The 26464-nt window shown below is 58.6% G+C and carries 29 protein-coding genes; 12 read left to right on the top strand and 17 right to left on the bottom strand.

What is annotated here, in order from left to right:
• Positions 1-37: 37 nt before the first annotated feature.
• Entirely contained in the window at positions 38-1078 is a 1041-nt protein-coding gene (locus tag N7U68_RS16555; RefSeq protein WP_263047518.1) for a serine/threonine protein kinase, read from the top strand.
• Positions 1079-1081: 3 nt separating this feature from the next.
• On the opposite strand, the gene N7U68_RS16550 is transcribed toward N7U68_RS16555, so the two are convergent.
• Entirely contained in the window at positions 1082-1729 is a 648-nt protein-coding gene (locus N7U68_RS16550) for a pseudouridine synthase (protein ID WP_263047517.1), read from the bottom strand.
• Positions 1730-1823: 94 nt separating this feature from the next.
• The gene (gene hemC, locus N7U68_RS16545; protein WP_263047516.1) at positions 1824-2771 is read right to left on the bottom strand and encodes a hydroxymethylbilane synthase; all 948 of its coding nucleotides are present in this window, start codon (positions 2769-2771) and stop codon (positions 1824-1826) included.
• A gap of 93 nt (positions 2772-2864) precedes the next feature.
• On the opposite strand from hemC, the gene hemE reads away from it, so the two are divergent.
• The 3 genes from hemE (at position 2865) to N7U68_RS16530 (ending at position 6503) form a co-directional block, all read left to right on the top strand.
• The gene (hemE, locus tag N7U68_RS16540; RefSeq protein WP_263047515.1) at positions 2865-3899 is read left to right on the top strand and encodes a uroporphyrinogen decarboxylase; all 1035 of its coding nucleotides are present in this window, start codon (positions 2865-2867) and stop codon (positions 3897-3899) included.
• Between the two features lie 97 nt (positions 3900-3996).
• Positions 3997-5325 (top strand): mechanosensitive ion channel family protein, encoded by a 1329-nt coding sequence (locus tag N7U68_RS16535; protein ID WP_263047514.1) that lies wholly within the window; start codon positions 3997-3999, stop codon positions 5323-5325.
• Positions 5325-6503 (top strand): FAD-dependent monooxygenase, encoded by a 1179-nt coding sequence (locus N7U68_RS16530; RefSeq protein WP_373322935.1) that lies wholly within the window; start codon positions 5325-5327, stop codon positions 6501-6503. The genes N7U68_RS16535 and N7U68_RS16530 overlap by 1 nt, the downstream gene beginning before the upstream one ends.
• Here N7U68_RS16530 and N7U68_RS16525 read toward each other — a convergent pair.
• Positions 6479-7066, bottom strand: coding sequence for a glutathione S-transferase family protein (locus N7U68_RS16525; RefSeq protein ID WP_165193787.1), 588 nt, complete (start codon positions 7064-7066; stop codon positions 6479-6481). The genes N7U68_RS16530 and N7U68_RS16525 overlap by 25 nt on opposite strands.
• Before the next feature lie 142 nt (positions 7067-7208).
• On the opposite strand from N7U68_RS16525, the gene N7U68_RS16520 reads away from it, so the two are divergent.
• Entirely contained in the window at positions 7209-7643 is a 435-nt protein-coding gene (locus tag N7U68_RS16520) for a GFA family protein (RefSeq protein ID WP_263047513.1), read from the top strand.
• A gap of 6 nt (positions 7644-7649) precedes the next feature.
• Here N7U68_RS16520 and N7U68_RS16515 read toward each other — a convergent pair whose 3' ends face one another.
• The 4 genes from N7U68_RS16515 to leuS all read right to left on the bottom strand — a co-directional run bounded on the left by N7U68_RS16515 (position 7650) and on the right by leuS (position 12581).
• Complete coding sequence (locus N7U68_RS16515) at positions 7650-8435, bottom strand: dienelactone hydrolase family protein (protein WP_263047512.1); 786 nt, start codon at positions 8433-8435, stop codon at positions 7650-7652.
• Positions 8432-9460 carry a DNA polymerase III subunit delta gene (holA, locus tag N7U68_RS16510; RefSeq protein WP_263047511.1) on the bottom strand — a complete coding sequence of 343 codons (1029 nt, stop codon included), beginning with the start codon at positions 9458-9460 and terminating at the stop codon, positions 8432-8434. The genes N7U68_RS16515 and holA overlap by 4 nt, the downstream gene beginning before the upstream one ends.
• On the bottom strand, positions 9457-9954 hold the full coding sequence (lptE, locus tag N7U68_RS16505) for an LPS assembly lipoprotein LptE (protein WP_165193793.1): 498 nt from the start codon (positions 9952-9954) through the stop codon (positions 9457-9459). Before lptE ends, holA begins: the two co-directional genes overlap by 4 nt.
• 77 nt (positions 9955-10031) lie before the next feature.
• Complete coding sequence (gene leuS, locus N7U68_RS16500) at positions 10032-12581, bottom strand: leucine--tRNA ligase (protein WP_263047510.1); 2550 nt, start codon at positions 12579-12581, stop codon at positions 10032-10034.
• Between the two features lie 193 nt (positions 12582-12774).
• Between leuS and N7U68_RS16495 the strand changes: the two genes are divergently transcribed.
• Positions 12775-14025: a glycosyltransferase family 4 protein gene (locus N7U68_RS16495; RefSeq protein WP_263047509.1), complete on the top strand. Its 1251-nt coding sequence runs from the start codon at positions 12775-12777 to the stop codon at positions 14023-14025.
• Positions 14026-14045: 20 nt separating this feature from the next.
• Here N7U68_RS16495 and N7U68_RS16490 read toward each other — a convergent pair whose 3' ends face one another.
• Both N7U68_RS16490 and N7U68_RS16485 read right to left on the bottom strand, forming a co-directional pair.
• Entirely contained in the window at positions 14046-14498 is a 453-nt protein-coding gene (locus N7U68_RS16490; RefSeq protein WP_308446151.1) for a GNAT family N-acetyltransferase, read from the bottom strand.
• Positions 14499-14650: 152 nt separating this feature from the next.
• Positions 14651-15133 (bottom strand): DUF3576 domain-containing protein, encoded by a 483-nt coding sequence (locus N7U68_RS16485; protein ID WP_165193799.1) that lies wholly within the window; start codon positions 15131-15133, stop codon positions 14651-14653.
• Positions 15134-15299: 166 nt separating this feature from the next.
• On the opposite strand from N7U68_RS16485, the gene N7U68_RS16480 reads away from it, so the two are divergent.
• Entirely contained in the window at positions 15300-15953 is a 654-nt protein-coding gene (locus tag N7U68_RS16480; protein ID WP_263047508.1) for a YggS family pyridoxal phosphate-dependent enzyme, read from the top strand.
• A 23-nt stretch (positions 15954-15976) separates the two neighbouring features.
• On the opposite strand, the gene N7U68_RS16475 is transcribed toward N7U68_RS16480, so the two are convergent.
• The 3 genes from N7U68_RS16475 to N7U68_RS16465 all read right to left on the bottom strand — a co-directional run bounded on the left by N7U68_RS16475 (position 15977) and on the right by N7U68_RS16465 (position 18302).
• On the bottom strand, positions 15977-16330 hold the full coding sequence (locus N7U68_RS16475; protein ID WP_165193803.1) for an H-NS histone family protein: 354 nt from the start codon (positions 16328-16330) through the stop codon (positions 15977-15979).
• A gap of 401 nt (positions 16331-16731) precedes the next feature.
• Positions 16732-17229, bottom strand: a complete 498-nt coding sequence (locus N7U68_RS16470; RefSeq protein WP_263047507.1) for a L,D-transpeptidase family protein — start codon at positions 17227-17229, stop codon at positions 16732-16734.
• A gap of 41 nt (positions 17230-17270) precedes the next feature.
• Positions 17271-18302 carry an NAD(P)/FAD-dependent oxidoreductase gene (locus N7U68_RS16465; protein ID WP_263049177.1) on the bottom strand — a complete coding sequence of 344 codons (1032 nt, stop codon included), beginning with the start codon at positions 18300-18302 and terminating at the stop codon, positions 17271-17273.
• 76 nt (positions 18303-18378) lie between these two features.
• Between N7U68_RS16465 and mnmC2 the strand changes: the two genes are divergently transcribed.
• Both mnmC2 and N7U68_RS16455 read left to right on the top strand, forming a co-directional pair.
• The gene (gene mnmC2 / locus N7U68_RS16460) at positions 18379-19056 is read left to right on the top strand and encodes a tRNA (5-methylaminomethyl-2-thiouridine)(34)-methyltransferase MnmC2 (RefSeq protein WP_263047506.1); all 678 of its coding nucleotides are present in this window, start codon (positions 18379-18381) and stop codon (positions 19054-19056) included.
• A complete protein-coding gene (locus N7U68_RS16455) occupies positions 19053-19919 on the top strand; it encodes a DMT family transporter (protein WP_263047505.1) in 867 nt (288 codons plus the stop codon). Before mnmC2 ends, N7U68_RS16455 begins: the two co-directional genes overlap by 4 nt.
• Before the next feature lie 119 nt (positions 19920-20038).
• Here N7U68_RS16455 and N7U68_RS21010 read toward each other — a convergent pair whose 3' ends face one another.
• Complete coding sequence (locus tag N7U68_RS21010; RefSeq protein WP_308446150.1) at positions 20039-20773, bottom strand: lytic transglycosylase domain-containing protein; 735 nt, start codon at positions 20771-20773, stop codon at positions 20039-20041.
• Positions 20721-22001, bottom strand: a complete 1281-nt coding sequence (locus N7U68_RS16450) for a hypothetical protein (protein WP_308446149.1) — start codon at positions 21999-22001, stop codon at positions 20721-20723. Before N7U68_RS16450 ends, N7U68_RS21010 begins: the two co-directional genes overlap by 53 nt.
• A 163-nt stretch (positions 22002-22164) precedes the next feature.
• Here N7U68_RS16450 and dapA point away from each other — a divergent pair, with 163 nt between their 5' ends.
• Positions 22165-23040, top strand: a complete 876-nt coding sequence (gene dapA / locus N7U68_RS16445; protein ID WP_263047504.1) for a 4-hydroxy-tetrahydrodipicolinate synthase — start codon at positions 22165-22167, stop codon at positions 23038-23040.
• A gap of 188 nt (positions 23041-23228) precedes the next feature.
• On the opposite strand, the gene N7U68_RS16440 is transcribed toward dapA, so the two are convergent.
• Complete coding sequence (locus tag N7U68_RS16440; RefSeq protein ID WP_165193813.1) at positions 23229-23933, bottom strand: NYN domain-containing protein; 705 nt, start codon at positions 23931-23933, stop codon at positions 23229-23231.
• Between the two features lie 96 nt (positions 23934-24029).
• Positions 24030-24497 (bottom strand): Lrp/AsnC family transcriptional regulator, encoded by a 468-nt coding sequence (locus N7U68_RS16435; protein ID WP_263047503.1) that lies wholly within the window; start codon positions 24495-24497, stop codon positions 24030-24032.
• 87 nt (positions 24498-24584) lie between these two features.
• Here N7U68_RS16435 and N7U68_RS16430 point away from each other — a divergent pair, with 87 nt between their 5' ends.
• Positions 24585-25265: an AzlC family ABC transporter permease gene (locus tag N7U68_RS16430; protein ID WP_263047502.1), complete on the top strand. Its 681-nt coding sequence runs from the start codon at positions 24585-24587 to the stop codon at positions 25263-25265.
• The gene (locus tag N7U68_RS16425) at positions 25262-25558 is read left to right on the top strand and encodes an AzlD domain-containing protein (RefSeq protein WP_165193819.1); all 297 of its coding nucleotides are present in this window, start codon (positions 25262-25264) and stop codon (positions 25556-25558) included. The genes N7U68_RS16430 and N7U68_RS16425 overlap by 4 nt, the downstream gene beginning before the upstream one ends.
• 4 nt (positions 25559-25562) lie before the next feature.
• Here the strand turns inward: N7U68_RS16425 and yghU are convergent, their stop codons facing one another.
• A complete protein-coding gene (gene yghU, locus N7U68_RS16420) occupies positions 25563-26429 on the bottom strand; it encodes a glutathione-dependent disulfide-bond oxidoreductase (RefSeq protein ID WP_165193821.1) in 867 nt (288 codons plus the stop codon).
• Positions 26430-26464 lie beyond the last annotated feature (35 nt).

Here is a 26464-nt window from a genome sequence, read left to right as displayed (position 1 = left end):
GCTTTGCCGCCGTTCGTAAACACATTAAGAGAAGCGCATGAACCTGCCGCCTGATATAGTCGATGCGCCCTTTGTGAGCGAGACCGTGCACAAGCGCGATATTTTTTCCGAGACCATCTCGGGCCATCTAGCTGGCATTCCTGATTTTCCCGTGGTGTTGCGTAAACTGGATGGTGTGCCGTTTTGTGCGCGCCCCATTGCCTGGGCACTGGCCCGCAAAGAGATCAAAGGGCTGCGTGCCGTGCAGGGGATCGACGGTACGCCAGTACTGATCCGGGTAGACCGCACCGGCCTGTTGCGTAGCTGGACGCGCGGCACCCCCCTGCATCTGGCCAAACCAGCCAGCGCCGCTTGGTATCGCGACGCGCGGCGTCTCTTGCGCGAAATGCGCCGCGCCGGAGTGACGCATAACGACATCGCCAAGCCGCAAAACTGGCTGATGACGCCGGACGGGCGCGCGGCAGTGATCGACTTTCAGCTTGCTTCGGTCCATCACCGTCGCGGACGTCTCTTTCGCGTGATGGCCCGAGAGGACCTGCGCCATCTGCTGAAACAAAAACGAGCCTACGCGCCCGATCTGCTGACCCCATCAGAACATGCAATGCTGGCGCAAAAGGCACTGCCAGCGCGTATTTGGATGGCAACAGCCAAACCGGCCTACAATTTCATTACCCGCCGCCTGATGAACTGGTCCGACGGTGAGGGCACCGAAGACCGCATCACCCGTGATGGCCCGGCACTCTGCGCCGCCCTGCTCGCCCATCCCCAGATCACCGACGTGGCACTGGCCACCTACGCGCTGCCGGCCAAAGGGGTGGGCCTCTACGCTTTCGTCGAAACGACGCTCAGCACAGAGGCCGTCGCAGAACTCGCCCCTTCCCCACGGCCCGAACTGATCCAGACACTCGCCGCTCTGCCACGTACAAAGGACGGCGCGCCCCGCGAGGACGTCCTGCATCTGATCGCCGCAAACCGTCTGGACGAGTTGCAAATGTTGATAGCTGCCGACTCTGAACTCGCCACCGTGCTACGACCGATCATCGCCAGTCGCCTCAACCTGACCGACCGTTCGCGGTAACGCTCAGAACGGCGCCTTGGCACGGAAACTCATGCCGCGCCCTCCATCGGGATGCTTCAGCCTCAGCTCTTCGGAATGCAACATCAGTCGCGGATGCGCACGCGCGCCCCCCTCCGCATAGAACGGATCGCCCAGAATAGGATGCCCCATCGCCAGCATATGCACACGCAATTGGTGGCTGCGCCCGGTCTTGGGCATCAAACGTACCCGTGTCTCTGCCTCACTGGCGCGCAACACCCGCCAGTCTGTCTGCGCCGCGCGTCCTGTTTCATGGCAAACCATCTGGCGTGGCCGGTTTGGCCAGTCCACGATCAACGGCAAATCCACCGTGCCGGTCTTGGGCTCCATCCGCCCGAACACGCGCGCAACATAACTCTTGCGCACATAGCGCTTCTCGAACTGCAACCCCAGATGCCGCTGTGCATGGGGCGTCAGACCAAAAACCATGACCCCCGAAGTATCCCTGTCCAGCCGATGCACCAACAATGCCGTCGGAAACGCATCCTGCACCCGGCTGAGCAGACAATCGGACAGATGCTCGCCCTTTCCGGGCACTGACAACAGGCCTTCAGGCTTGTCCAGCACGACGATCTCGTGATCGGCATGCAAGACCGACAAAGGCACATCAGGCGGGGTGTATTCGTTACTCATCCCGCCCGACTAGCCGAAGCGCGCCGCACGGTCCAGCACTGCCTTGCTGCTTTCAACATTCTTAAAATACTCGATTGGCAGGTCCCGGCTGGCGCTACTTCCGCCAGTCAAAGAACCCCGGCCCGGCCCGATCCAGCAGGTCATGCGCCATTTCACGGCCCAGTTCGGCACCATCCTCAATAGGCGCGGTGCGGTCATCCGTCAGGTTCTCTGATCCATCGGGGCGCAGAACTTCACCGCGCAACCGCAAGGTGCCGCCGTCCAGATCAGCCAGCCCGGCAATCGGCGTCTCGCACGAACCGTCAAGCGCGGTCAGGAATGCGCGTTCCGCCGCGAGCCGTTGTCCGGTGGCCGTATCGTGGATCGCTTCCAGCATGGCAGCGGCGCGTTGATCATCTTCGCGTCGTTCGATGCCGATCGCGCCTTGCGCCACGGCAGGCAGCATCACCTCTGGCTCAATCGCGGCCGTGATAACGTCCGAGCGCCCCAGCCGGTTCAGGCCCGCGACAGCAAGAAAGGTACAAGCGGCAACCTCGTCGTTCAGCTTCTTCAGTCGGGTTTGTACGTTACCGCGAAACTCGACTACTTCCAGATGCGGATATTTCACCAGTACCTGTGCACGGCGACGTAGCGATGAACTGCCCACTTTGGCGCCCGGCTCCAGATCGCCCAACCCAGTGGCATGGGGTGCGACAAATGCGTCACGTACGTCCTCACGCGGCAGATAGGTGTCCAATAGCAGCCCACCGGGCTGCAAAACCGGCATATCCTTCATCGAATGCACGGCCAGATCAATGCCACCTTGCAGCAGCGCCTGCTCGATTTCGCGGGTAAAAAGCCCCTTCCCGCCAAGCTCCTTCAGAGGACGATCGACTATCCGGTCGCCAGTGGTCTTTATCACAACGATTTCAAACGCTTCACTCGGAACATCGAACGCCGCACTTAGCCGCGCACGCGTCTCATACGCCTGCGCAAGTGCGAGCGGAGAGCCGCGCGTTCCCAATCTCATCGGGGCCGAAGGTGTGGGCAGTTTCAATCTCATGCAAACGGTCTAGTGGCACCGCGCGGGCGGTGCAAGCATCAGGGTTGACATCCAGCGCCCGCAGGGGGACGAACCCCGCAGGAGGACCGCACCATGGCCAAAGACAAGACGATCCTGCGCGCGTTGGCGGGCGAGACATTGCCAACCCCACCGATCTGGATGATGCGTCAGGCAGGTCGCTACCTGCCAGAGTATCGTGCGACGCGTGCCCAAGCGGGCGATTTCCTGTCGCTGTGTTACAATAGCGATCTGGCAACCGAAGTCACATTGCAGCCGATCCGGCGCTACGGATTCGACGCCGCCATCCTCTTTGCAGATATCCTGCTGATCCCGCAGGCACTGGGGCTAGACTTGTGGTTCGTCACCGGCGAGGGGCCGCGTCTGTCCACGATCGACAACGCTGACGATCTGGCACAGTTGCGCAGCCCGGATGACATCCATGAAACTCTCGGCCCGATCTATCAGACGTTGCGCAACCTGACGAGCGCGCTGCCCGCCGAGACGACATTGATCGGGTTCGCCGGTGCGCCATGGACTGTGGCAACCTACATGCTCGCCGGTCGCGGCACACCGAATCAGGGACCGGCGCACGCCCTGAAACATTCTCAGCCAGAAGTATTCGGCGGGCTGATGGACCGTTTGACCAAGGCCACAATCGAATACCTCTCGGCCCAGATAGACGCCGGCGCCGAAGTGGTGAAACTCTTCGACAGTTGGGCCGGGTCGCTCAAGGGTAATGATTTCGACCGATACGCAATCGCACCCGCCAAAGAGATCATCACTGCCCTGAAGGCACGCCACCCGGATACGCCCATCATCGCCTTCCCCCGCGAGGCGGGTGATAAATACGTCGGCTTTGCCAATGAGACAGGTGCCGATTGCGTAGCCATCGACAATTCAGTGAGTGCCGAATGGGTGGCGGCAAACGTACAGGTCGACGGTTGCGTGCAGGGGAATCTGGCCTCATCGCATATGGTCACCGGGGGTGATGCGCTGGTTCGCGAAACCCGCCGAATCGTTGACGCGCTGCGCGGTGGGCCGCATATCTTCAACCTCGGTCACGGTATCACACCGGATGCCAACCCTGATAATGTGCAACGGATGATCGACGCGGTGCGCAACCACTGAGTGGCGAAGTCGGGCTGCGCTGCGTCTAATTCTTGATCCCCGAGGTGGTAACGGGCAAGAGAATGAGCACACAGATCGCACAGGCAAGAGGCAAGTGATGGACGAACGGCCAGAGATCGTGGATCGGGCAATCGCCTATGCTACGCAAGGTTGGGAATTGGCCGAAGGGTGGCTGCTAAGTCCTGCCGCATGGTCACAATTCGCGCTGCTCATTGCCGCCTATCTCGCCGCGATGTTGGTTAGCCGCAAATTGAAACCGCTGATCCGGCGACTGCTGACTCCAGCCGATGCGCAGCAGAACATCCTCGCCCGTGCGCGGCGTTTTATACTGATCTTCGTGCCGCTTGTGCTGCCGCTGCTGGCTTATGCCTTTACCGGTATCGGCGAGAGCATCACCCGTTCACTCTTTGGTTCGGGTGCGGTGATCGCGTTCGGCAAACGCGTTTTCCTCTTCCTCGCGATACGCATTCTGGTCCGCGATATTCTGCGCGACCCGTTTCTACGCCTCTTGGGTAAATTCATCCTCATTCCCGTTGCAGCGCTCTATGCTGTCGGCCTTTTGGACGATTTAACGGCACAGCTGCGCGCGACGGTCGTGCCATTGGGCAACATGTCATTCGACCTGATGTGGCTCATTCAGGGTGTCATCGTCGGCGGTGTCGTCTTTTGGTTCGGGCGCTGGTCGAATGATCAGTCCAGCGAATTCATTCAGGGCCAAGAAGAGATGCGCCCGGCCACACGTCAATTGGCTGCCAAGGCTGCCGAGATCGCGATTTTTGGCGTCGCGTTTCTGGTTTTGATGAACATTATGGGCATCAGCCTCACCAGCCTTGCTGTGCTGGGTGGTGCCATTGGCGTCGGCCTTGGGTTCGGCCTACAGAAAATCGCGGCGAACTTCATCTCTGGCGTGATCCTCTTGCTCGAAGGTCAGGCGACCGTCGGGGACTATGTCGAGCTGGACGGCGGCGAGGCAGGTACCATCGTCAAGACCACGGCCCGCGCGATGATTCTGGAGACATTCGATGGTCGTTGGATCGTGGTCCCGAACGAGGATTTCATCACAACCCGTGTCGTCAACTATTCCGATCAGGGCAGTGCGAATCGGTTCGAAGCACCCTTTTCGGTCAGCTATGACGTCGACATCAACATCATCCCCGAGATCGTGGAAAAAGCCGTATCCACCCATCCCGAGGTGTTGGATGAACCGTTTCCGCCGGATTGCGAACTGCGCGCCTTTGGCGACAGCGGCGTAGAATTCGCGGTTGAGTTTTGGGTGAACGGCTTGGATGACGGCAAGAACAAGTATACCTCCGACGTGCTCTTTCTGATCTGGAACGCGCTCAAGGCTGAGGGTATCGAGATTCCTTTCCCGCAACGTGTCGTGCATCACAAAGGTCTGCCACCTACCCCCACCGGAGCTGGATAATGGACGCGCTCGTTATCGGGGCCGGGCCAGCTGGCCTGATGGCAGCCGAAACAATGGCCCGCGCTGGACTGCGCGTTACGGTTGCAGAGGCGAAACCGTCACCAGCACGTAAATTCCTGATGGCGGGCAAGTCCGGGCTGAACCTGACAAAAGCCGATCCAATAGAAACATTCCTAGCGGCCTTTGGCGCGGATACCGGCCCACTGGAACCGATGTTGCGCGCCTTCGGTCCGGCGGAAACGCAGGGTTGGGCCGAAGGGCTAAATCAGGAACTCTTTACCGGATCCACCGGCCGGGTCTTTCCCAAAAAGATGAAGGCCTCCCCTTTGCTGCGGTCATGGTTGGCGCGACTCGACGGTCTGGGCGTCACATTGCATCGACGTTGGCGCTGGGATGGATGGGACGGCCCGGAAGTGCGGATAGAAACCCCTAATGGCCTCGTACAGCTTAACCCTGTCGTAACCGTGTTGGCCTGCGGCGGTGCCAGTTGGGCGCGCCTTGGGTCGAATGGCGCATGGGCGGCACATCTGCCGGGGCAAACCAGCCCGTTTCAGCCAGCGAACATGGGATTTCAGATCGCTTGGTCAGACCATATGCGCCCGTATATGGGACGTGCGATCAAGGGGATAGCATTGTACGCCGGAGACACGGTGTCTCGTGGTGAATTTGTCCTGACGAAACACGGCATTGAGGGCGGCGGCGTTTACGAAGTGTCACGAGCGATACGCGACGGCGCCGCGCTGTCCATTGACTTGATGCCCGATGTTACTGTGGACAGTGTTCGTGAACGGTTGACCCGTCCACGTGGCAAGATCAGCCTTGGAAACCATTTACGTAAATCGCTGAAACTGACGCCAGAGAAACAGGCGCTATTGATGGAGTTCGCCCGCCCCCTGCCCGATGACATTGCACCATTGATCAAAGCTCTGCCAATCCGCCATGCAGGGCCAATGCCGATGGATCAGGCGATCTCGACCGCCGGCGGGCTGCGCTGGGATACGCTCGATGACGGGCTCATGCTACGCGACCGGCCCGGTACGTTCGCGGCGGGCGAAATGTTGGATTGGGAGGCACCGACTGGAGGTTACCTGATCACGGCCTGTCTGGCGACAGGGCTATGGGCGGGACGCCACGCCGCCCGGTGGACAGCAGATCACGGCATTGCCACCGCGCGCTGAAACGCCTCGCGGGCCTCCATCCGAGCTTTGAAATCAGCGAGTTTTTCATCCGGATCAGGAAACTTGGCGACCTCTGCCCACCGCATACAATGTGCCAGCAGCATGTCGGGGATAGTCATATCGTCCCCCATCAGAAACGGCCCCTGCATCGCAACGGAAAGACGTGCGAGATTACGGGCATACTCCCATTTCATCGGTATCTTGATGGCCGGTATCCGGTGCTCTTCGGGCAAAATGAACGTATGCCGCGCCGTCGCCCAGAGTACCCCGTCGATGTCATCGAGAATCTGAAGCGTCAGCGCGTCCTGCCGCGCACGTTGCACGGTGCCCGCCGGATGGGTGAACATCGAATGCTTGTCCCCGAGGAAAGTCATAATCGCGACCGAATCGGTGATCAGCTCAGCATCTACCCGCATCGCTGGAATTTTTCCCGACGGGTTCGCCGCAAACGCCGCGTCACTGCGAGCAGCACAAGCTGTGTGAGTATATGGGACGTTCATCTCTTCGAGCATCCAAAGGACACGCAGAGCACGGCTGGCGCGGGTTCCGATCACTTCGTACATCTGGGTTCTCCTGAAGATAAGTACGCCGAAGGAGTGGCGCAGTCTCACGCGGAATGCAATGGGACTGAATGCTGACAAAAACTGTCACCTCATTCATGTTATTTCTCTCACCAGTTTAACAACTCGAAAATGGAGCCATCCCATGTCCAGAACAGGATCCTGCCTCTGCGGTACCGTGAGCTATGTAATGAATGCCCGCCCCGCCCATACCGGCGCATGCCATTGCAGCATGTGTCGCAAGTGGTCAGGCGGCGTATACCTCGGCCTTCAGACACCCCCCGATGGGCTGACAATCACCGGCGCAGAGGCAGTCACCACGTTCACATCATCCGAATGGGCTGAACGGGCATTTTGCAGCAAATGCGGGAGCTCGCTCTATTATCGCGTGACCGCCCCCGGGCCGCATCAGGGCACCTATCACGTAGCTCTGGGGACGTTGGATGATTCAGATGGGATCGACCTGACCGAAGAAATATTTATCGACGAAAAGCCTGATGGCTACCGTTTTGCCCAAGAAACCAAGACAATGACGGGGGCCGAGGTATTCGCGATGTTTGCTCCACCTGCTGAGGAGTGAATGCGTTCAAAGATTGGCGGCGAGGAAATCGAGGATGATCTTTTGTACGCGCGGCTCTTTTGAGAGCCAGTGCTGTTTATAGAGCGGGTCATCGCGGCCAAAGACCAACGACTGATCATTGCCATCCATGAACTCTCCGCAATCGCCGCGCAACACGGGCAGGCGGAACCATGGGTCACGCTTGCCCACCAGTGACAGCACGGGCGTTGTGCTGGGCGCGTTCAGACCGATGTATTCCGGCCAGCCAGCATTGCAGGTCCATCCTTCGATCACCCGCGCCGCAAAGCCATGACCGTCATATGTCGCGGTGGTAACGGCCCCCTCGCTATGGCCAGCGAGAACTATCTGCGCACCGTCCATTCCGGGCAATGCGGATAACTGCGCACGGGCATGATCCAGCTCGGCCTGCCGCCATCCCAACACGGCCCGGTGCAATCCGCCTTCTGGTGGATCGGCGCGACAACTCACCGGCTTGTCCTCACGCGCAAAACTGTCCGGTGCCACAAAGATGTATCCCGCATTCGCGTACATCCTTCCCGCGTCATGCGCGATCGAGATGATGCCAGTGCACCCGTGCATATAGAGCACCAGTTTCTGGCCATCCCGAGCGGCCAGATAATCACCCAATGAACCGATTCCGATACGTCGTGCGCCATGCACTTCATCCGGAACGTAGACAAGCGCGGCCTCATAGGTGCGTTGCAGCTCGCGCGGATCATTGCCCAGATCTTCTGCATTGCTTGGTACGCAGAGCAAAAACAGCGTTGCCAGAGCGGACAGAAAACGGATCATCGTGTGGCTCCCATCATTGCAAGTCGGATCAACGTCCTTTCCACCAGTGCCATCTGTGGTGCGGTTTGCCCGGCCGAGCGAAGGTGCAGGTCGGTATCGGTCAACAGCACCAGTGCCGCCTCCAGTCGATCCGCCCCCCATTGTTGTGCTTGACGAGTCATCCGATCCCGGCGCGGACCAAACACAGGAGGGCGCATTCGCGCGATCCCCTGCGAAGGCCCCCCCGGATCAGATGCCGCAGTATAAAGCGTACGAAAGTGACGCATCGCCGCAATGCACAGGCCGACAGGCTGCACACCCTGCGCCCGTAAACGCTTCATAATCGGGCCGATCTCACCCGATCGGGATTCGGCCACGATGTTTAGGACATCATCAAGATCAGCCTCGGTTGAGGCAGGCGCACAGGTCGCAACATCGTCAGTACTGAGCGCTGCATCGCTGCCCAGCATGTACAGCGACAACTTCTCCAATGTCTGCCGGAAATCGCCGGGATCCAGCGCGCGCGACAGCGCCACAAGGTCGGTCATCGCTTCGGGTGAAACTTCCGTTAGGCCAGCCTTGCCCAGCATCGGTTCGATCTCTCCTCGGGAGGGGGGATCATCATAGATTGCTGCTGCATAAGCATTTCCATGCGCCTCGAACGCCTTGCGTAATTTCGACGTAGGTTTCAACGCACCCGCCGTCACGATAACCTGAGCATCCCCCGGCTGCCAGTCCTGCAAGGCCGCAAGGATCGGGGGGGCCAGCGTCTCAGTCGCGTCCTCGACAAATGCAACGCGCGGGCCCGGAAAGAACCCTTGCGCCTTGATCGCATCCATCAGCCGAGCGGGATCTTTGCGCAGGTCAGCGGCAGGCATGCGCGTCAGACGCATTTCTTCTTCGCCTTGCGGGCCGATCAGGGCCGCGATCACCTCTTGCCGCCGCAATGCGACACGCATCGCGTCATTGCCAAAAATCAACAACCCGGTACGGGTCGCTTCGGGCCGCGCAAAATAGCCCGGCGCGTCGCGCGGGCCGAGCTTCATGTGGCCGAGGTCGGAGCAGCGACGACCAACCGCGTGATCATCATATCTGCCAGGATCGACATCAGTCGCTCGCGCGCGTCACGCTCTGCCGCCTGCGTCGCAACGGTAGAGCCCGAGGCGGAATATCCGGTAAAGTTGTTGACCTTGCCAGACGTCACAACGGCACCTGTCTGCAAATGTCGTAGGGCATAAGTGACTTCACCCAGAAGATTATAGCGCTGCGTCACGTCATTCTGGTCGATGGCAATCGCTTCTTCGTCGACCTTGATCGCATAAGACAGGCCATAAGTGGCGGGGCTGCCACGGCCCAGCCGTTCCTCGATCTCTCGGACCAGCAAAAACGCATCCCGTGTTTTAGGCGCATCAGTCAACACCGCGTCTTGCAGCGCGGCCCCCCCTCCGCCGGGTCCGTAAACAGGCGTAAACCCACAGGCACAGAGTACCGCAAGGCTACCGAGGCAGAAGAGACGTCGGGAATGGCGTGTGTCGATCATGTCAAAAACGTATCACCAGTTGCATTCATGCGCGGCATTTGGACGACCATCAACTAGTTGTCGCGAGCGGAAACGCCCTAAACAACCACATTCACGATCCGCCCCGGGACAACAATCACCTTCTTGGGCTGCGCGCCGTCCATCGCTCTTTGCACAGCATCCAGTGCCAGCGCGATTTTTTCAACCTCTTCCTTGGGCGCATCCTGCGCGACATTGATCTCGCCCCGGCGTTTGCCGTTGACCTGTACCGGCAATGTGATGGTGTCATCCACCAGCATGCTCGCATCGGCCACCGGCCAAGGTGCCGTCACGATCAGGCCCTCGCCTCCCAGCATCTGCCACAGCTCCTCGGCCAGATGCGGCGTCATGGGCGACATCAGCTGTGCCAGAGCAGAAGCAGCGCGGCGTTTGGCGTCCGCCCCGGCAGTGGATTTCGACAACGTGTTGGTAAAGGCATAGAGCCGCGCAATGGCCGCATTGAAGCCAAAGCTTTCGACCCCGCCCGTTACATCATGGATCGCCTTGTGCATTTCACGCAAGAGCGCCTCGTCCGCCTCTGGCGAGCCATCGCCAGATGTAACTGCCGCGATTTCATTCACGATACGCCACACCCGGCTGAGGTGCTTGTGCGCCGCCTCGGCCCCGGCAGCCGTCCATTCCACGTCACGTTCCGGTGGGCTGTCACTCAGAACGAACCAGCGCGCCGTGTCAGCGCCGTAGGCGGATATGATACTGACAGGATCGACGACGTTCTTCTTGGACTTGGACATCTTGGCCGAGGGGATGATTTCGACCGGTGTGCCATTAGCCAGCTTACCGTCGGTTACGTCCTCTGGCAGGTGATATACGGGCCGGGCATTGTCATCGCGCGTCTGGTAAATCTCGTGTGTGACCATCCCTTGCGTAAACAACGCATTGAACGGCTCGATCGCCGATTTCGGCAGGTGTCCGGTAATGTGCATCGCGCGGGCAAAAAACCGGCTGTAGAGCAGGTGCAGAATCGCATGCTCGATGCCGCCGATATACTGATCGACGTTCATCCAGTACGCCGCTTCGGCCAGATCGGTCGGTGTATCCGCACGCGGCGCGGTGAAGCGCGCAAAATACCAAGAGCTGTCCACGAACGTGTCCATCGTGTCGGTCTCGCGCAGCGCGTCCCTGCCGCATGCCGGGCAACTGGTCTGCCGCCACGTCGGATGACGATCCAGCGGGTTGCCGGGAACATCGAAACTGACGTCATCGGGCAGGCGGACGGGCAGGTTTTCCTTGGCCTCGGGCACGACGCCGCACGCCTCGCAATGAACCACCGGGATCGGGCATCCCCAATACCGCTGCCGACTAAGCCCCCAGTCGCGCAGACGGAATTTCGTGACGCCTTGCCCGACGCCTTGCCCTTCGCAAAAGTCGATGGCCGCGTCGATAGCTTTGTTGCCTGTCTGATGGGCCTCGCCCGCAAAGCCGCTGTTATAGAAAACGGTTTCGTTTTTGGGCGGCACATACGCTTCGTTCAGGTCAGGCGACGCATCCTCGGATGGCAGATAGGTCGGGATGATCGGCAGGTCGTATTTGCGGGCGAAATCAAAATCCCGCTGGTCATGCGCAGGGCAGCCGAAAATCGCGCCGGTGCCGTAATCCATCAGAATGAAATTGGCGACATAAACCGGCAATTCCCACGATGTATCGAATGGATGACGCACCCGGAGCCCAGTGTCATAGCCGCGCTTCTCCGCGGTCTCCAATGCCTCGGCGGTGGTGCCACCTTTGCGACATTCTGCACTGAACGCCGCCAGCGCCTCATCGCTTTTCTCCAAATGCTTGGCCAGCGGGTGATCGGGCGACACACCGATAAAACTCGCGCCCAGCAACGTGTCAGGGCGCGTGGTATAGACCTCGACCCGGTCGAACCCTTCAGGTCCGTCGATCAGTGAAAAAGAGAACTGCAAACCGCGCGATTTGCCGATCCAGTTTTCCTGCATCAGCCGCACCTTGGCAGGCCAGTCGTCGAGGGTATCAAGTGCATCCAGCAATTCTTCGGCCATGTCGGAAATCTTGAAGAACCACTGCGTCAGCTCGCGCCGCTCAACATCCGCGCCAGAACGCCACCCCTTGCCGTCGATGACCTGCTCATTGGCCAGCACCGTCATGTCCACCGGATCCCAGTTGACCACCGCATTCTTGCGATAAACCAGCCCGGCCTCCAACATATCGAGGAACAGCGCCTGTTGTTGACCATAGTATTCTGGATCGCAGGTGGCGAATTCGCGGCTCCAGTCAATGCTCAGGCCAAGAGGTTTCATTTGATCGCGCATGTCGGCGATATTCTGATAGGTCCAGTCCTTTGGATGACCGCCAATCGCCATGGCCGCGTTCTCTGCTGGCATGCCGAACGCGTCCCAGCCCATCGGGTGCAGCACGTTATGACCGGTCGCCAGCTTATGCCGCGCGATCACGTCACCCATCGTGTAGTTGCGGACATGCCCCATATGGATACGACCCGACGGATACGGGAACATTTCCAGCACATAGTATTTCGGCTTGTCATCCGAGCGGGCAGCCCGGAACACAGATGCCTGTTCCCAGGCGTCCTGCCATCTGGCTTCGATCTCGGCGGCGGAATAGCGCGACATGGGCGGCGCCCCTTCTTTGGTCAAAATGCGTCGTTAGCGGTGATAGGCCGGGCGCGGCGCGGGGTCCAGAGGCAGGTGGAGATTAGCATCGCTGTTTGGGTCTGATTGGCTCACATTACGGGCACGCCGCCCTATGCAGCCCGCCCCACCCCGCCTATAACGGAACAAAAAGGGCAGCAGGCAGCGCAAGCATATGAAGATCCTATTCATTCACCAGAATTTTCCCGGTCAATACAAACATCTGGCTCCGGCACTGGCAGAAGCCGGGCATGACTGCATCGCGCTGACCTTACGCGTAAAGGACACGACAAACTGGAAAGGTGTAGATGTTCGTCCATATACGTTGCCCAAGCGCGATGGCCAAAAACTGCATCCCTGGCTGCTGGACCTTGATACCAAGGTAACGCGCGGCGAGGCGTGCTATCGCGCCGCCCGTGCGCTGCGCGATCAGGGTTACAAGCCCGATATCATTCTCGCACATCCTGGCTGGGGCGAATCGATGTTCCTGCGTGATCTGTGGCCTCGCGCGCGATTGGGTCTTTATTGCGAACTTTATCACGAGCCGGGTTATCCACATCTGGATTTTGACCCGGAGTTTCCCTCGAACGATCCTGAATCGCAGCCGCTGCGCATTCGATTGAAGAACCTGAACAACCATTTGCATTTCCCAATGGCTGAGGCCGGGATCAGTCCGACGCGATTTCAGGCCGACACTTTCCCGGCGGAATTTCGCGACAGGATCACGATCTGCCACGACGGGATCGACACCGCGATGTCCAGACCCGCACCCAACGTGCGGTTAAAGCTGAAAGGGCACACCGAATATACGCGCGACGACGAGATCATCACATTCGTCAATCGCAATCTGGAACCCTACCGCGGCTATCACGTTTTTATGCGGGCGCTGCCAAGGCTGCTAAAGGAGCGCCCGAACGCTAGGGTCATCATCATCGGCGGCGACGAAGTCAGCTACGGTGCCCAACCGCCCGGTGGCAAAACTTGGAAACAGATATTTCGCGAAGAGGTCGCAAGCCAGATCAGCGCAGAGAACTGGAAGCGCGTGCATTTTCTGGGCCGCATTCCGCACGCCGATTTCACCCGCATTCTACAACTCAGCCGGGTTCATGTGTACCTGACCTATCCCTTCGTCCTCAGCTGGAGCCTTATGGAGGCGATGGCCTGCGAGGCTGCGATCGTCGCCAGCGACACTGCCCCGGTGCGCGAGGTGATCACCGATGATGAAACCGGCCGCATGGTCGATTTCTTTGACGGTGAAACGCTGGTCGATGAGGTCTGCGAACTGCTGGAGGATGCCGAGGCGCGCGCCGATCTGGGGCGCAATGCCCGCGCCCTCATGCAATCGCAATATGATCTTAAAACGATCTGTCTGCCGCGTCAGATTAAATGGGTGACAGAACTGATGGATCTGCCGCTGGTTGTCTGACGGAAAATCAACAAAGTGAACTAGCTGTTCTTCTCATAGACAATAAACGGCGTTTTTTCTGCAACCTTGTCGTAGAGCATACGCCCTTTGTAATTGAATTCCTGCGTCTGCCAATAGATGCCCGGTATGCCCGCCGACCGGGCCGTGGCATGTACCGCCTCGATCAATGCGCGCCCGACGCCCTTGCCGCGTATCGCAGGGTCCGCATAAAGGTCCATCAGGTAACAAGTGTCCTCGACCGACCACAAAATGCGGTGGAAAAGAAAATGGGCAAGGCCCACAGGGCGGCCATCCAATTCGGCAATGAGCCCCTGATATTCTCCCGGCTGACCGCTTAGCAAACGCGAGAACGCCGTTTGGAATACATCTTCAGGCAGCTTTGTCTCGTAAAATTCCAGATAGGCCGTCCAAAGTCGGTGCCAGTCGGCGTGATCATCCTCGCTCAATGGTCGAATCAGAATATCAGCAGTCACGATGCGTCCCTTTTCAATAGCCATCCTTCAAAGCAGGGTAATCCATAGATTACACCCCAAAGGTACCATCACAGCTTAGGATTCGATTATCGCTCTGTCAGCCTCTTCCTCAATCGACTGTATGCCCCAGAGGCGCACAGGCGGTTCGAGGATTAGAACTTACCCGCTTGGATTCGGAGCTGACGCGCACGTGACAGGATGGCGTCCTCGACCGCACGCTGGGTGCCTGCCGCAACGGGTCCACCCTTGGACTGTAGTGCCACATTGAGCGACCGCGCATCAAGCGCCGGATCACTGATCAGGATCGTCGCCCGGTAGGCACGTCCGCCACCCGGTGGAACGCCATACCCGGTAGAAATCACGCCAGTAAAGGGATCAGCAGACTGGATCGGCAGAAAATCGAGCACATCCAGCGATGCGGTCCACAAGAAGCGGTTCACCTTGACACCGGTTTTATCGCCACGGAACGCATCAAAAATGCTGGTGCCGTTGGTCACGCCGCCTGTGGTCGCCTCTTTGCCGCCTTCGACCTTGACCGCATCGGGATCGAACTTCGGTGGCTCGTTACCGCAGGCGGCCACGATGACCAGACAGGCCAGCATCCCGAATACACGCTTTGCAGAAGAAAAGATCATACCACCGCCCGACATTAATTGCCCCTCTCTACTATCCAAGCTGCGCCATCGGAGCAAGCGGTTTAGCTTTACCAGCGCCGGGATGCCAATTCACAGTTTGCATCCGGTCCCGTGCCTGATCTACTCCTGCCCCATAGCCGCAGCGTTAAACCGGAGAGACAGATTCATGAGCTTAAGCGATATCACCACCCGAGTCCGCGCCGCCGCGATCGACTCAGGCCGATCCGCCGATTCCGTGACGCTGATCGCAGTATCCAAAGTGCAACCAGACGCACGGGTAGAAGCCGTGCTATCCGAAGGACATAGGTGTTTCGGCGAGAACCGTGTGCAGGAGGCCGCCGGCAAGTGGCCCGAATTCCGCAAAACGTTCGACGGGGTGGACTTGCATCTGATCGGTCCACTCCAGAGTAACAAGGTGCGTCAGGCACTTGATCTGTTTCAATCCATCCATTCCGTGGACCGTCCAAAGCTCGCCCGTACCATTGCTCGTGTCGCGCAGGAGGAAGGGCATTGTCCGGATCTCTTCATTCAGGTCAACACCGGTGAAGAGGATCAAAAGGCAGGCGTTCTACCTGCTGATGCAGATGGCTTTATCGCCGAATGCCGCGATCTGGATTTACCACTCAAAGGACTGATGTGCATTCCTCCCGTGGAGGAAGAACCCAGCCTGCATTTCGCGTTACTTGCCAAGATCGCCAAGCGCAACGATCTGACCGGATTATCGATGGGCATGAGCAGCGATTTCGAGAGCGCCATCGCGCTGGGTGCCACACATGTGCGCGTTGGCAGCGCGATTTTCGGCACACGTCAAACGGGCTGAGGTAATACCCCAGCCCGGATAATTCACGATCCTATTGCGAAGGTCTCGATCGGTGTACCCGAAGCAACCGCCTCTTTGATCCAGTTCGGCTGGCGACCGCGACCGGTCCAGGTCTGGCTGGGATCCTCTGGATTGCGGTATTTGGGCGCAACGGGTTTACCCCGCTTTGCAGATTTCGCGGCGGCTTCTTTTGTGCCGGATTTTGCATTGTCCAAAAGCTCGTTGAGCGAATATCCTAATTGTTTTGCTTTCGCTTCAACCACAGCCAACGCATCTTTGCGCTCTTGCTTCTGTCGCGAAACAATTGCTCGCGCGACTTTTTTCTCCAGCGCGCGGAGTTCCGACATACTCATTTTCTTCAAGTCAATTTGCGACATGAATTTTCAATCCTTAATTCGTTCTTGTTCTAGGCATTGTTTAATTTAACTCGTCGTAAGAAGTTGTGCAAAGCAAATCACATCAACCATTCGTAGTAATCAGGTTACGATCAATCATATGATTTTGATGCTTTGAATGCGCCTTTTCCATTGGATGATATTCCATCCACCCCACGGAACTTCCCACTGACGCTATCCGAAGTTTTAAAATGCAGCTATAAGTTCGACTTTCAATAAGTATTCAAAAATCAACTTACTGCGGTCGCATTTTTTGTTGTGCACCATAGGGGGAACACCTAATCATGATGCCGGCGCTACGGTTCGACCAGTCGGATTATGGTTTTTTCTAATATCACCAGAAAAATGAAAACTTCAGCCACACCGACCATTCCTTTTGGCAGTCAGTCGCGCACGATCAGGCGGGTACCGGGAACAATCTCTGTTACGATCCGGTGCAGATGGTCACGCCGCAATGCAATGCAACCCTCGGTCGGAAAACCCGGCCTGCGCCATTGGTGCATAAATATACATGACCCGCGACCAGCCTGCGCATCCGGCCAATTCCAATCTGTTACCACGATCAAATCATAGAGTGGATCGGCCCGGCGCAACGTCTCATGGCTGTCTGCATAGGGCTCCCGTACCAATCGATTGTAATCGACTGCACCGCTCGCATCCGACCAAAGATCACCGGGCCGAATCGGGATCGCCCAACGCGCAGGGCGTGCCAGACGATCGGGGCGGTACAACAACCCGACAATCCGGTGTGTGCCGATAGGTGTGGCACCGTCACCTTCGCGTTTCTGCGCACTCAATCCACCGCGCCCTATCGTGCAGGGGAACCGTTGCCCCATATAGCGCAATCCGGTGGGTGTAAGAACAAGATCGAAAGGTGTCATGCGCCCTTTCTGCCCGATTGTCCGAGTGGGCGAAAGAGCCGTCAGTAAGACGCTTCTGGGCGAAAGCCACCCGGTATGCGGTCCACACCGTCCAACACCATATCTGCCATGATTTCACCAACCTTCGGTGCCATCCCAAAACCGATCTTGAATCCGCCATTGGCGATGAATTGATCCGCGCGCAATGGATGCACGCCCAACATCGGCGCGCGGCTTCGGCTGCGCGGACGTATTCCCGCCCACCGCGCGATCACCGGCGCATCCCGCAACGCAGGCACGGCATTGCGCGCGCGGCTGATGACGACGTCGAGTTGCGCATCGGTGCTGGCCGGATCGTCAAAGTCACGCTCTGAAGTCGACCCAATGGCGACGGTTCCATCGTTATGTGGGACAATGTGAACACCATCGACGAAGATTTGCGGCAGATCAGACGCATCGTATTCCAGCAATGCCGCCTGCCCTTTTATCCCGTTTCCAACCTGCCGGGAATGTGCGGTGGTCAATTCCTCCAGCCCTGCGACACCCGTAGCCCACACGACGGCGCCAAGTGGCTCGCCGGCGCATCCAACACGGCCACCATGCGCAACGATTGCAGCCGCCAACGCATCACACGCTCGGCGCGGGTGAACGCGCGCACTCAGAGTGTCGCGGATTAGCAAACCTGACGGGGTCAGGGGCGTCCATTCAGTGCCATCAGATGCGACAACCTGCCAATCGGCCTGTCCACGCCAGAGATCACGCGCGCCGATGCCGCGCGCCTCGGCCAGCACACGCGCGGCATCATCCGCCACCGGCTGTAACCGCCCCGACCGGGCATAGCCGGGATCGCGTCCCGACGCTTGGGCGATGTCGCTCCACCAGCGGTCCGCCAGCAGCAGGCTATCCAACTGAAACGCCTTCTTGTCATTCCAGTGCTCGGGTACATGCGGCGCCAACGCCCCCACGATCCCGCCAGAGGCCCCTGCCCCCGGTCCGCCCGGATCAATCACCTGCACCCGCACGCCACGCCGCGCACAAGAATACGCAACCGACAGCCCGAAAATTCCAGCTCCCATTACTGTCACATCGACCATTGTCAAAGCGCGCCCTCCCTTGCATGGTCGCCCCGTTCGCCGGAACTCTTTGGCGCAGGTGATAAAGGAAGAAAACATGCAGGGCCAGCAGGCCGAACTGGACTGGCGAACAGGTGATGTTCCGATCTCCACCCGGTTCGACGACCCTTATTTCAGCCTTGATAACGGGCTGGCGGAAACGGAGCATGTCTTTTTACAGGGTAATGGGCTGCCCGCACGATTCCGCGATGGATTTCGCATCGCAGAATTGGGTTTTGGCACCGGGCTAAACATGCTTACGACGCTTGCTGCCTGGCGCGCCATTGGCGCGCCAGGGCATCTGCACCTGACCTCATTCGAGGCCTTTCCCATGCATGCGGACGACATGCGGCGTGCGCTCGCGGGATATCCGCTTTTGGCGGCACTCGCAGCGCCATTGCTCGCCGGATGGACCGCCAATGCCCCCCGGATTGATCTAGGCGATGGTGCCATACTGGAGGTGATAATCGGTGATGCACGCCAGACATTACCCCAATGGGAAGGTACTGCAGACGCGTGGTTTCTCGACGGGTTCTCGCCAGCCAAGAACCCTGAATTGTGGCAGCCAGACCTGATGCAGGCGGTTTTCAACCACACAGCCCCCTCTGGCACTGTTGCCACCTATACCGCCGCTGGTTTTGTCCGGCGTGGATTAGCCGATGCAGGGTTTGACGTATCACGCCAGCCGGGATACGGGCGCAAGCGACACATGACAGTTGCGGAACGCAAAAAATGACCGAACAGAATACGAAGCTCGGCATATGGATGATGTTGCTGACCACCTTCATCTTTGCGGTGCAGGACGGACTGTCGAGACATCTGGCAGGCGAATACAACGTCTATATGGTGATCATGGTTCGCTACTGGTTTTTCGCGGCCTTTGTGATCACCATCGCGGGGCGCAAGGCGGGCGGAATGCGTGCAGCCGCCCGCACGCGCCAACCTCTGTTGCAGGCGTTCCGCGCGTTGCTGCTGGTTACCGAAATTTGCGTGATGGTACTGGCTTTCACTTTGCTCGGACTGATTGAGAGCCACGCGGTCTTTGCCTGTTACCCCTTGCTGATCGCAGCCCTGTCCGGTCCGGTGCTGGGCGAACGGGTGGGTTGGCGGCGCTGGACCGCGATTGGCATCGGCTTCATAGGGGTCCTCATCATTCTACAACCAGGCATTGGCGTCTTTCAGCCCGAGGCGATTGTTCCGTTGATCGCGGCGCTGATGTTCGCGCTTTACGGATTGCTCACCCGATACGTCGCGCGACAAGACAGCGCCGCGACCAGCTTTTTCTGGACCGGGGTCGTAGGATCAATCGGCATGACTATCTTTGGCATGTGGTTCTGGGAACCCATGACAACAGCCGATTGGGGTTGGATGGCTATTTTGTGCATCACGGGTGCCAGCGGACATTACACGCTGATCAAATGCTATGAAGTCGCCGAAGCGAGCGCAGTGCAACCGTTTGCCTATCTGCAACTCGTTTTTGTCAGTATTATCGGCGTCTCTGTCTTTGGCGAGGCGATCCGCACCAACGTCGCGATCGGCGTGACGATCGTTGTGGCCGCCGGGCTGTTCACTCTCTGGCGCGAACGCGTGACTTCATAGGTGCGGGTTTGAAGGTTTCGGGGCGATCGAAAACAATGCGCTAAGGCCGCAGAATCCTTTATTTACCGAATGCAATGGTGACTCTGATCCACGCCCGGACGACCACGTTCGCAATCGCGTCAATCCGTTTTGAGTGACGACGGCAGCGTCGCACCGATCAACTCGGCGCTGAATGGAATGGGCAATGGATCGCGCCCCAGCCGCGCACGGTAAATCGGCAGACTTTCTGCCACACGCTGGACGTAATTGCGCGTTTCACGGAACGGGATATGCTCGATCCAGTCGATCACATCCATACCGTCCGCGCGCGGGTCGCCAAAACGTTCAATCCACTGCGCCGGTCGACGCGGCCCGGCATTGTACCCCGCCGACATCATCACGACATTTGCACCGAATTCATCCGATAGCTGCGCCAAATAGGTGGATCCCAATCGTGCGTTATACTCCCAATCGCGCAGCACACGGGATGCTTGGTGCGCCAGTTTCAGGTCTCGCGCCACATCGCTGGCGGTCCCCGGCATCAACTGCATCAGCCCCTGCGCCCCTACGCCGCTGGCCACCGTCGGATCAAATTCGCTTTCTCGGCGGGCTATCGCCAGCGCCATTTCCATCGGCACCGGCAGGTCCATCTCGATCATCGGATGCAGCGCATAGTATGCTTCTGGCAGGATGATCTGTCGCCGGGCAGCGTGCTTGCCCAGCATCACCTGCAAATGCGGTTGATCCAGATCGTTCAGCATTTGCGCCATTTGCCGCAGCCCGGTCTCATCCACAGTATCGGCCAGCGCGAGCGTAAACCGTTCAGCCAGGCTCCGTTGCCCTGCAGCCAATGCCGCAGCACCCGCTTGTGCCACCCCCCCTCACGAAAGCGGCGTCCCGCCATGGCGGGACATCCGCCGCGCCGAGGCCCACATCAAACGGCAGCCCAGCCTTTTCCGCAGCGAGCAGCCCGTAAAAGCTGGTCTGGTGCTCTGCACCCTCTGCATAGGCTATTTGCGCGGCCTCGGTATCGCCCAGCGCCTCTTGGGCGCGCCCGATCCAATACCCCGCCCGACCCAGCGAGATTGGTGTCTCCACTCCTGCACGTAACCGCTGGAAATGATCGCGCGCTAGTTCCGGCTCATCCAGAAACCGTAGCGCCAGATAACCGGCCAACCATTCCAGATCGGCATAGGCCGCACCCTCGCTAAGCTGATGATGCGCCGCCAGATCATAGGCCAGCGCATATTGCTCGTCGCGCATCATCCGCCGCGCCAAGCTGCGCCGCCAACCGGACCACCGTTCTGCCTCGCCCAACCCGCCTGCAATGCGACTCTGGGATTGCAGCAACGCAATGGCCTTTTCACTTTCGTTGCGTTTGAGGTAGCGATTGAACCTTTCATAGGCGATCCCGGCGTCGTCGCGACGGTCTGCGGGCAGTTTGGCCAATGCCGCATCGAGCCCACTTTCATCACGCGCGATCTTGCGCCGCACCTCGGCAACTTCTCGATCGACCTCGGACACAAGCGGCAGCATTTGCGCACTATCTTTCAAACCGCGCCACAGTGTCATCTCCAGACGTGCCAGATGATGCGGCTCCAGCAGCGGCCCGTGCGCGTTGAGAAATGCAACATGCTCAGCGGTGCTGAGATCCATCGTGCGCCACGCCAGAACCACCGTCGCCTCTGCTTCTCCGGTTTCGCCGCGGGCGATCAGGGCCTTGGCGTAGCGCAGCACACCTGTGGCAGTCTGCGGCTGCGTCCCAGAGTAGAACGTGATGACATCTGCGTTGCTTGCGTCCTCAAATACGGGCTCGCTTCGCTTGCGCAGATAGTCGAGGCCGGGCCAGTCCGGATTCGCCGCGAGAAAGCTCAGGACCTCTGCCGTCGTTCCACGCCCAGCCCTCAGGCGCGTCCATTCAATGATCGCCTCTGCGGCAGCGCCCTCTCGCGCGGCCAGTTCCGAGGCACGCGTCCACCGCCCTCCGCCCGCGGCATCAAGCGCGCTGGCCAGCGCGCTGGGGGGGCGCGTCTCAACAGGCTGTGATACACTCGGGCCAGAGAGGTAAATCAGCACCAGAATCGCCGTAAATGCGCGCAACATCTCTTGCATTTCCTGCCATTGCAAAGGATAGACAGCGCCAACCTATGCGCGTGCCGTGCCGTCGTCCATGAGCAATCCCGGATCCGGGCAGCATATCGCCGGGTTATGCCATTCTAATCCCACGGGCGACGCAACCGCCCATCTGATCCGAAAGGAGCGCGACATGATTAAAGGTTCTTTGCCTGCCCTGGTCACGCCGTTCAAGAACGGCGCAGTGGATTTCGACACGCTCAAGAAGCTGGTGGAATGGCATATCGGCGAAGGCAGCAACGGTCTTGTTCCTGTCGGGACAACCGGCGAAAGCCCGACACTTACGCATGAAGAGCACGAAGCCGTCGTCGAGGAAGTCGTGCGCGCTGCCAATGGCCGCGTTCCTGTCGTCGCGGGCGCAGGTAGCAACAACACTGTCGAATCCATGCGCTTCATGCAGCATGCTCACAAGGTTGGCGCCGATGCCGCACTCGTGGTCACACCCTATTACAACAAACCGACGCAACGAGGCCTCATCGCACATTTCCGTGCATTGCACGATTGCTGCGACCTACCGATCATCATCTATAACATTCCCGGTCGATCCGTCGTGGACATGTCCCCGGCCACTATGGGTGAACTGGCAAAACTGCCGCGCATCATCGGTGTCAAGGACGCCACCGGTGATCTGGCTCGCGTTTGCCAACAGCGCATAACCTGCGGTACCGATTTCATTCAGGTGTCGGGAGAAGACGCCACCGCCCATGGGTTCAACGCTCAGGGCGGTACCGGTTGCATTTCTGTCACAGCAAACGTCGCACCCAAGCTCTGCGCCCAACTGCAAGAGGCAACGCTGGCAGGAGATTATGGCAAGGCGCTGGAGATTCAGGACCGCCTGATGCCGCTGCACCAAGCGATTTTTACCGAACCGGGGCTGGTTGGCGTGAAATACGGCATGTCCCGCCTCGGTCTGTGCGGTGAAGAAGTCCGCTCGCCACTGACCTCGCTTCTGGATGAGACCAAGGCGATGGTTGATGACGGGTTACGCCACGCCGGGTTGATGAACTGATCCAAACGTAGCGATCCGACGCCGGTCGGCTGACTGCGTATTTTTCAATACGAAAACGGCGCACCCTGCTTGTTGATTATTGGGCCCGAGGTTTAGCTCAGCGGTAGGGTGCCCACTCATTCCTACGTTCAAACGACTTTCTTCTTGGGTGAAATACCCAATCGCAACCATCCACCAGACCGACGATTTCAGTCGACGCGACGAACCATCAACTGATTGCCTTCGCGCCGCGTCTCCAGCACCTTGATTGCACTGATGAGGTCACTCAGTTTCTTGTGTCCATAGCTACGCGTATCAAAATCGGGGTTCGCAGTCGTCATCTGTTGTCCGAGACGCCCCAGCGCGTACCATTCGCTGTCCTGATCGATGCTGTCCATCGCCTTGAACAGCATATCGCGCGCTTCAATCAGGTTCTTGCCGCTGGCACTGACGGGCGTGTTCGATACACCACTGCCCTGCAGGTTCTCCAGATAGATGAAACGCTTGCACGCTTTGCGGAATGCCTCGGGAGTTTTCTGCGCACCGATACCAAATACATCTAATCCCTGTTCCCGGATACGGCTGGCCAACCGGGTGAAATCGCTGTCGGACGACACCAAAACGAAGCCATTGAACCGCCCCGAATGCATCAAATCCATCGCATCAATCACCAGCGCGATATCGCTGGCATTCTTGCCCACGGTGTTGGCGGGCTGATGATGTGGCACAAGACCGAATTCGGCTTGCACCTTGTTCCAACCGCTCATCTGCTGTGACGAAAAATCCCCATAGCAGCGCCGCACGGATGCCTCGCCCATCCCGGCAATTTCATCAAAGATTGCCTGCGTCCATTTCGGCGACGTGTTGTCCGCGTCGATCAGCACGGCAAGCAATGGGGTTTGAGCATCTGCCATAAAATTCTCCCTTGTCCTGATGTTGTGCAGGAAATGCGCTCAAGTTGCCAGCAGATCGCATCATCAAACCGCGCAAAGCGCAGGAGCGTTTAACGATTATATCGGCAGGGCCAACGTCGCCTTTTCACAAGCAACCGCTATCGACGTACGAAACTTTCGTACATTTCGATCAGCAAAGAAGAAACGGTGCGTGAAAGCCTCGTAATCGGCCATGTCACGCGCCACAACGATGATAAAAAAGTCACATTCCCCCGCGACGCAGTAAAAGTGCTGCACATGAGGTTCCGCGCGTGCCTTGCGTTTGAATGCATCAATCTGGTCCAGCCGATCTCGCTCCAACTCGACCGAAACCACGGCAGTGATCCCAAAACCCAAAGCCTGAGCGTCGAGTTGCGCTACCTCCGCCTTGATCACACCACTGTTGCGCAGTCGTTTCAACCGGCGTTGGATTGACGCCGTTGAAGCCCCGGCCAGTTCGGCCAGGCTCGCGATGGAGATACGTGTATCGCGTTGTAGCTGCGCCAGAATACGCATGTCTACCGTGTCGATTTCGATATTCTGCATCACTATCTCGTATTTTTTGATCCTATCATCTCACAATTCCTCAATCATTGCCGAAATGCAATCAGCCTGCTCGCATACAGTGTCGCTATGAAACAGGGTTTACTCTCCATCCTTCCCTTAGCTGCCGGTGCCGCACTCTATGGCTTTGCCTTCGGCGTGCTTGCAGCGCAGCTTGGCTTTCCTTGGTGGGGTGTCGCTTTGATGAGCGCGAGTGTGCATGCCGGATCATCGCAGATTGTCGCGGTCGAACAATTCGGCTCGCATGGTTTCGTGTTGGGGGCCGTGCTGGCAGGTGCTGCATTGAACCTGCGCTATCTGGGTATCATCGCCTCGCTGACGGATGTGCTACACGACGTACCGCTTCGGATCCGGTTGATTGCGATCCATGTCACCGGAGACGAGAATTGGGCACTGACAATGGCCCGCCGCGCCGAGGATCCGGCCATCGGGGCGGCGTTCCTGTTGGGATCAGGCATGATGATGATATCGGTTTGGACCCTTTCAACCATGTTGGGCGCCGTGACTGGCAGTACGATTCCCAACCTCGAAGGATACGGGCTCGGCTTTGCCTTCACTGCCGCGTTCATCGCCATGGCGCGCGCCATGTGGAGCGGCCGGGAGGCTGTGCTGCCTTGGGCCGTGACATTCATCACAACACTTGCGCTGGTTCAGATGTCCATCGGAGCTGCCTATGCGATCCTTTTCGGCGCAATAGCCGGGGTTGCCGCAGCCCGCAGCGCGGCCATTACCCGAAAGGCCCAGCCATGACCTCATCACAATGGACTCTCATCGCCCTGTTAGCCGCAGCCTCTTATGGGGTGCGTCTGGCTGGTCTGTTTGGCGGGCGGGCTCTGGCTGCCAATCCGCGCCTGAAGCCGCTTTTGCATGACCTACCGGGGTGTCTGATCGTCGGACTGGTCGCCGCATCGCTTGCCGATGCGTCATTGCTCTACTGGGCTGCGGCTGCTGTGGCGCTGAGTACCGCCATCCTGACCGGCAACCTTGTGATAACAATGCTGATCGGAATGGCGGTAATCGTTGGTGGCGGCGCGTTGCTATAGCGGTTTACGCATCGCCAATCTTGTCTTGGGTCTGGGTATCGAAATCACCGGCACTATGACGTTCATGCAATTGCATGGACGGATCGCCAAATGCGCGGTTCACCATACGACCACGCTGTACTGCGGGACGGGCATCAATCGTTTCGGCCCAGCGCATCACATTGTTGTAGCTCTCAACATCAAGGAAGGTCGCCGCATCATAGAGCCGCCCGAGGACCAACTGACCATACCACGGCCAGATTGCCATATCGGCGATAGTGTATTCTTCACCAGCAACAAACTCACGCTCGGACAACGTTCGGTCCAGCACATCAAGCTGGCGCTTCGCCTCCATCGCGTAGCGGTCGATGGGATACTGGAATTTCTCTGGAGCGTAGGCATAGAAATGGCCGAACCCACCACCGAGGAAAGGTGCACTGCCCATCTGCCACATCAGCCAGTTGAGCACTTCGGTTCGTTCCGGCCCCGAAGCGGGAAGGAAAGCCCCAAACTTCTCAGCCAGATGGATCAGGATTGACCCGCTTTCAAAGACGCGCAGTGGCTCGGCACCTGTGTTGTCTATCATCGCGGGGATTTTCGAGTTCGGGTTGATCTCGACAAAGCCGCTGCCGAATTGATCGCCTTCGCCAATATCAATCAGCCAAGCGTCATACTCCGCATCATATCCGGCTTCCAGCAGTTCTTCGAACAGGATCGTGGCCTTGACACCGTTTGGTGTGGCCAAAGAATGCAACTGAAAAGGGTGCTTGCCGACGGGCAGCGCCTTGTCATGGGTGGCTCCGGCGATGGGCCGGTTGGTTGACGCAAATTTGCCACCGTTATCCTTGTCCCAGGTCCAGACCTCGGGCGGGGTGTAGGTATCTTTGCTCATGTGTGAGTTCCTTTTGTCGACCTTGCAAGCATACG

Origin of the sequence: Roseovarius pelagicus, assembly GCF_025639885.1 — a bacterium.
GTDB lineage: Bacteria > Pseudomonadota > Alphaproteobacteria > Rhodobacterales > Rhodobacteraceae > Roseovarius > Roseovarius pelagicus.
This window is presented reverse-complemented; position numbering and strand designations above follow the sequence as displayed.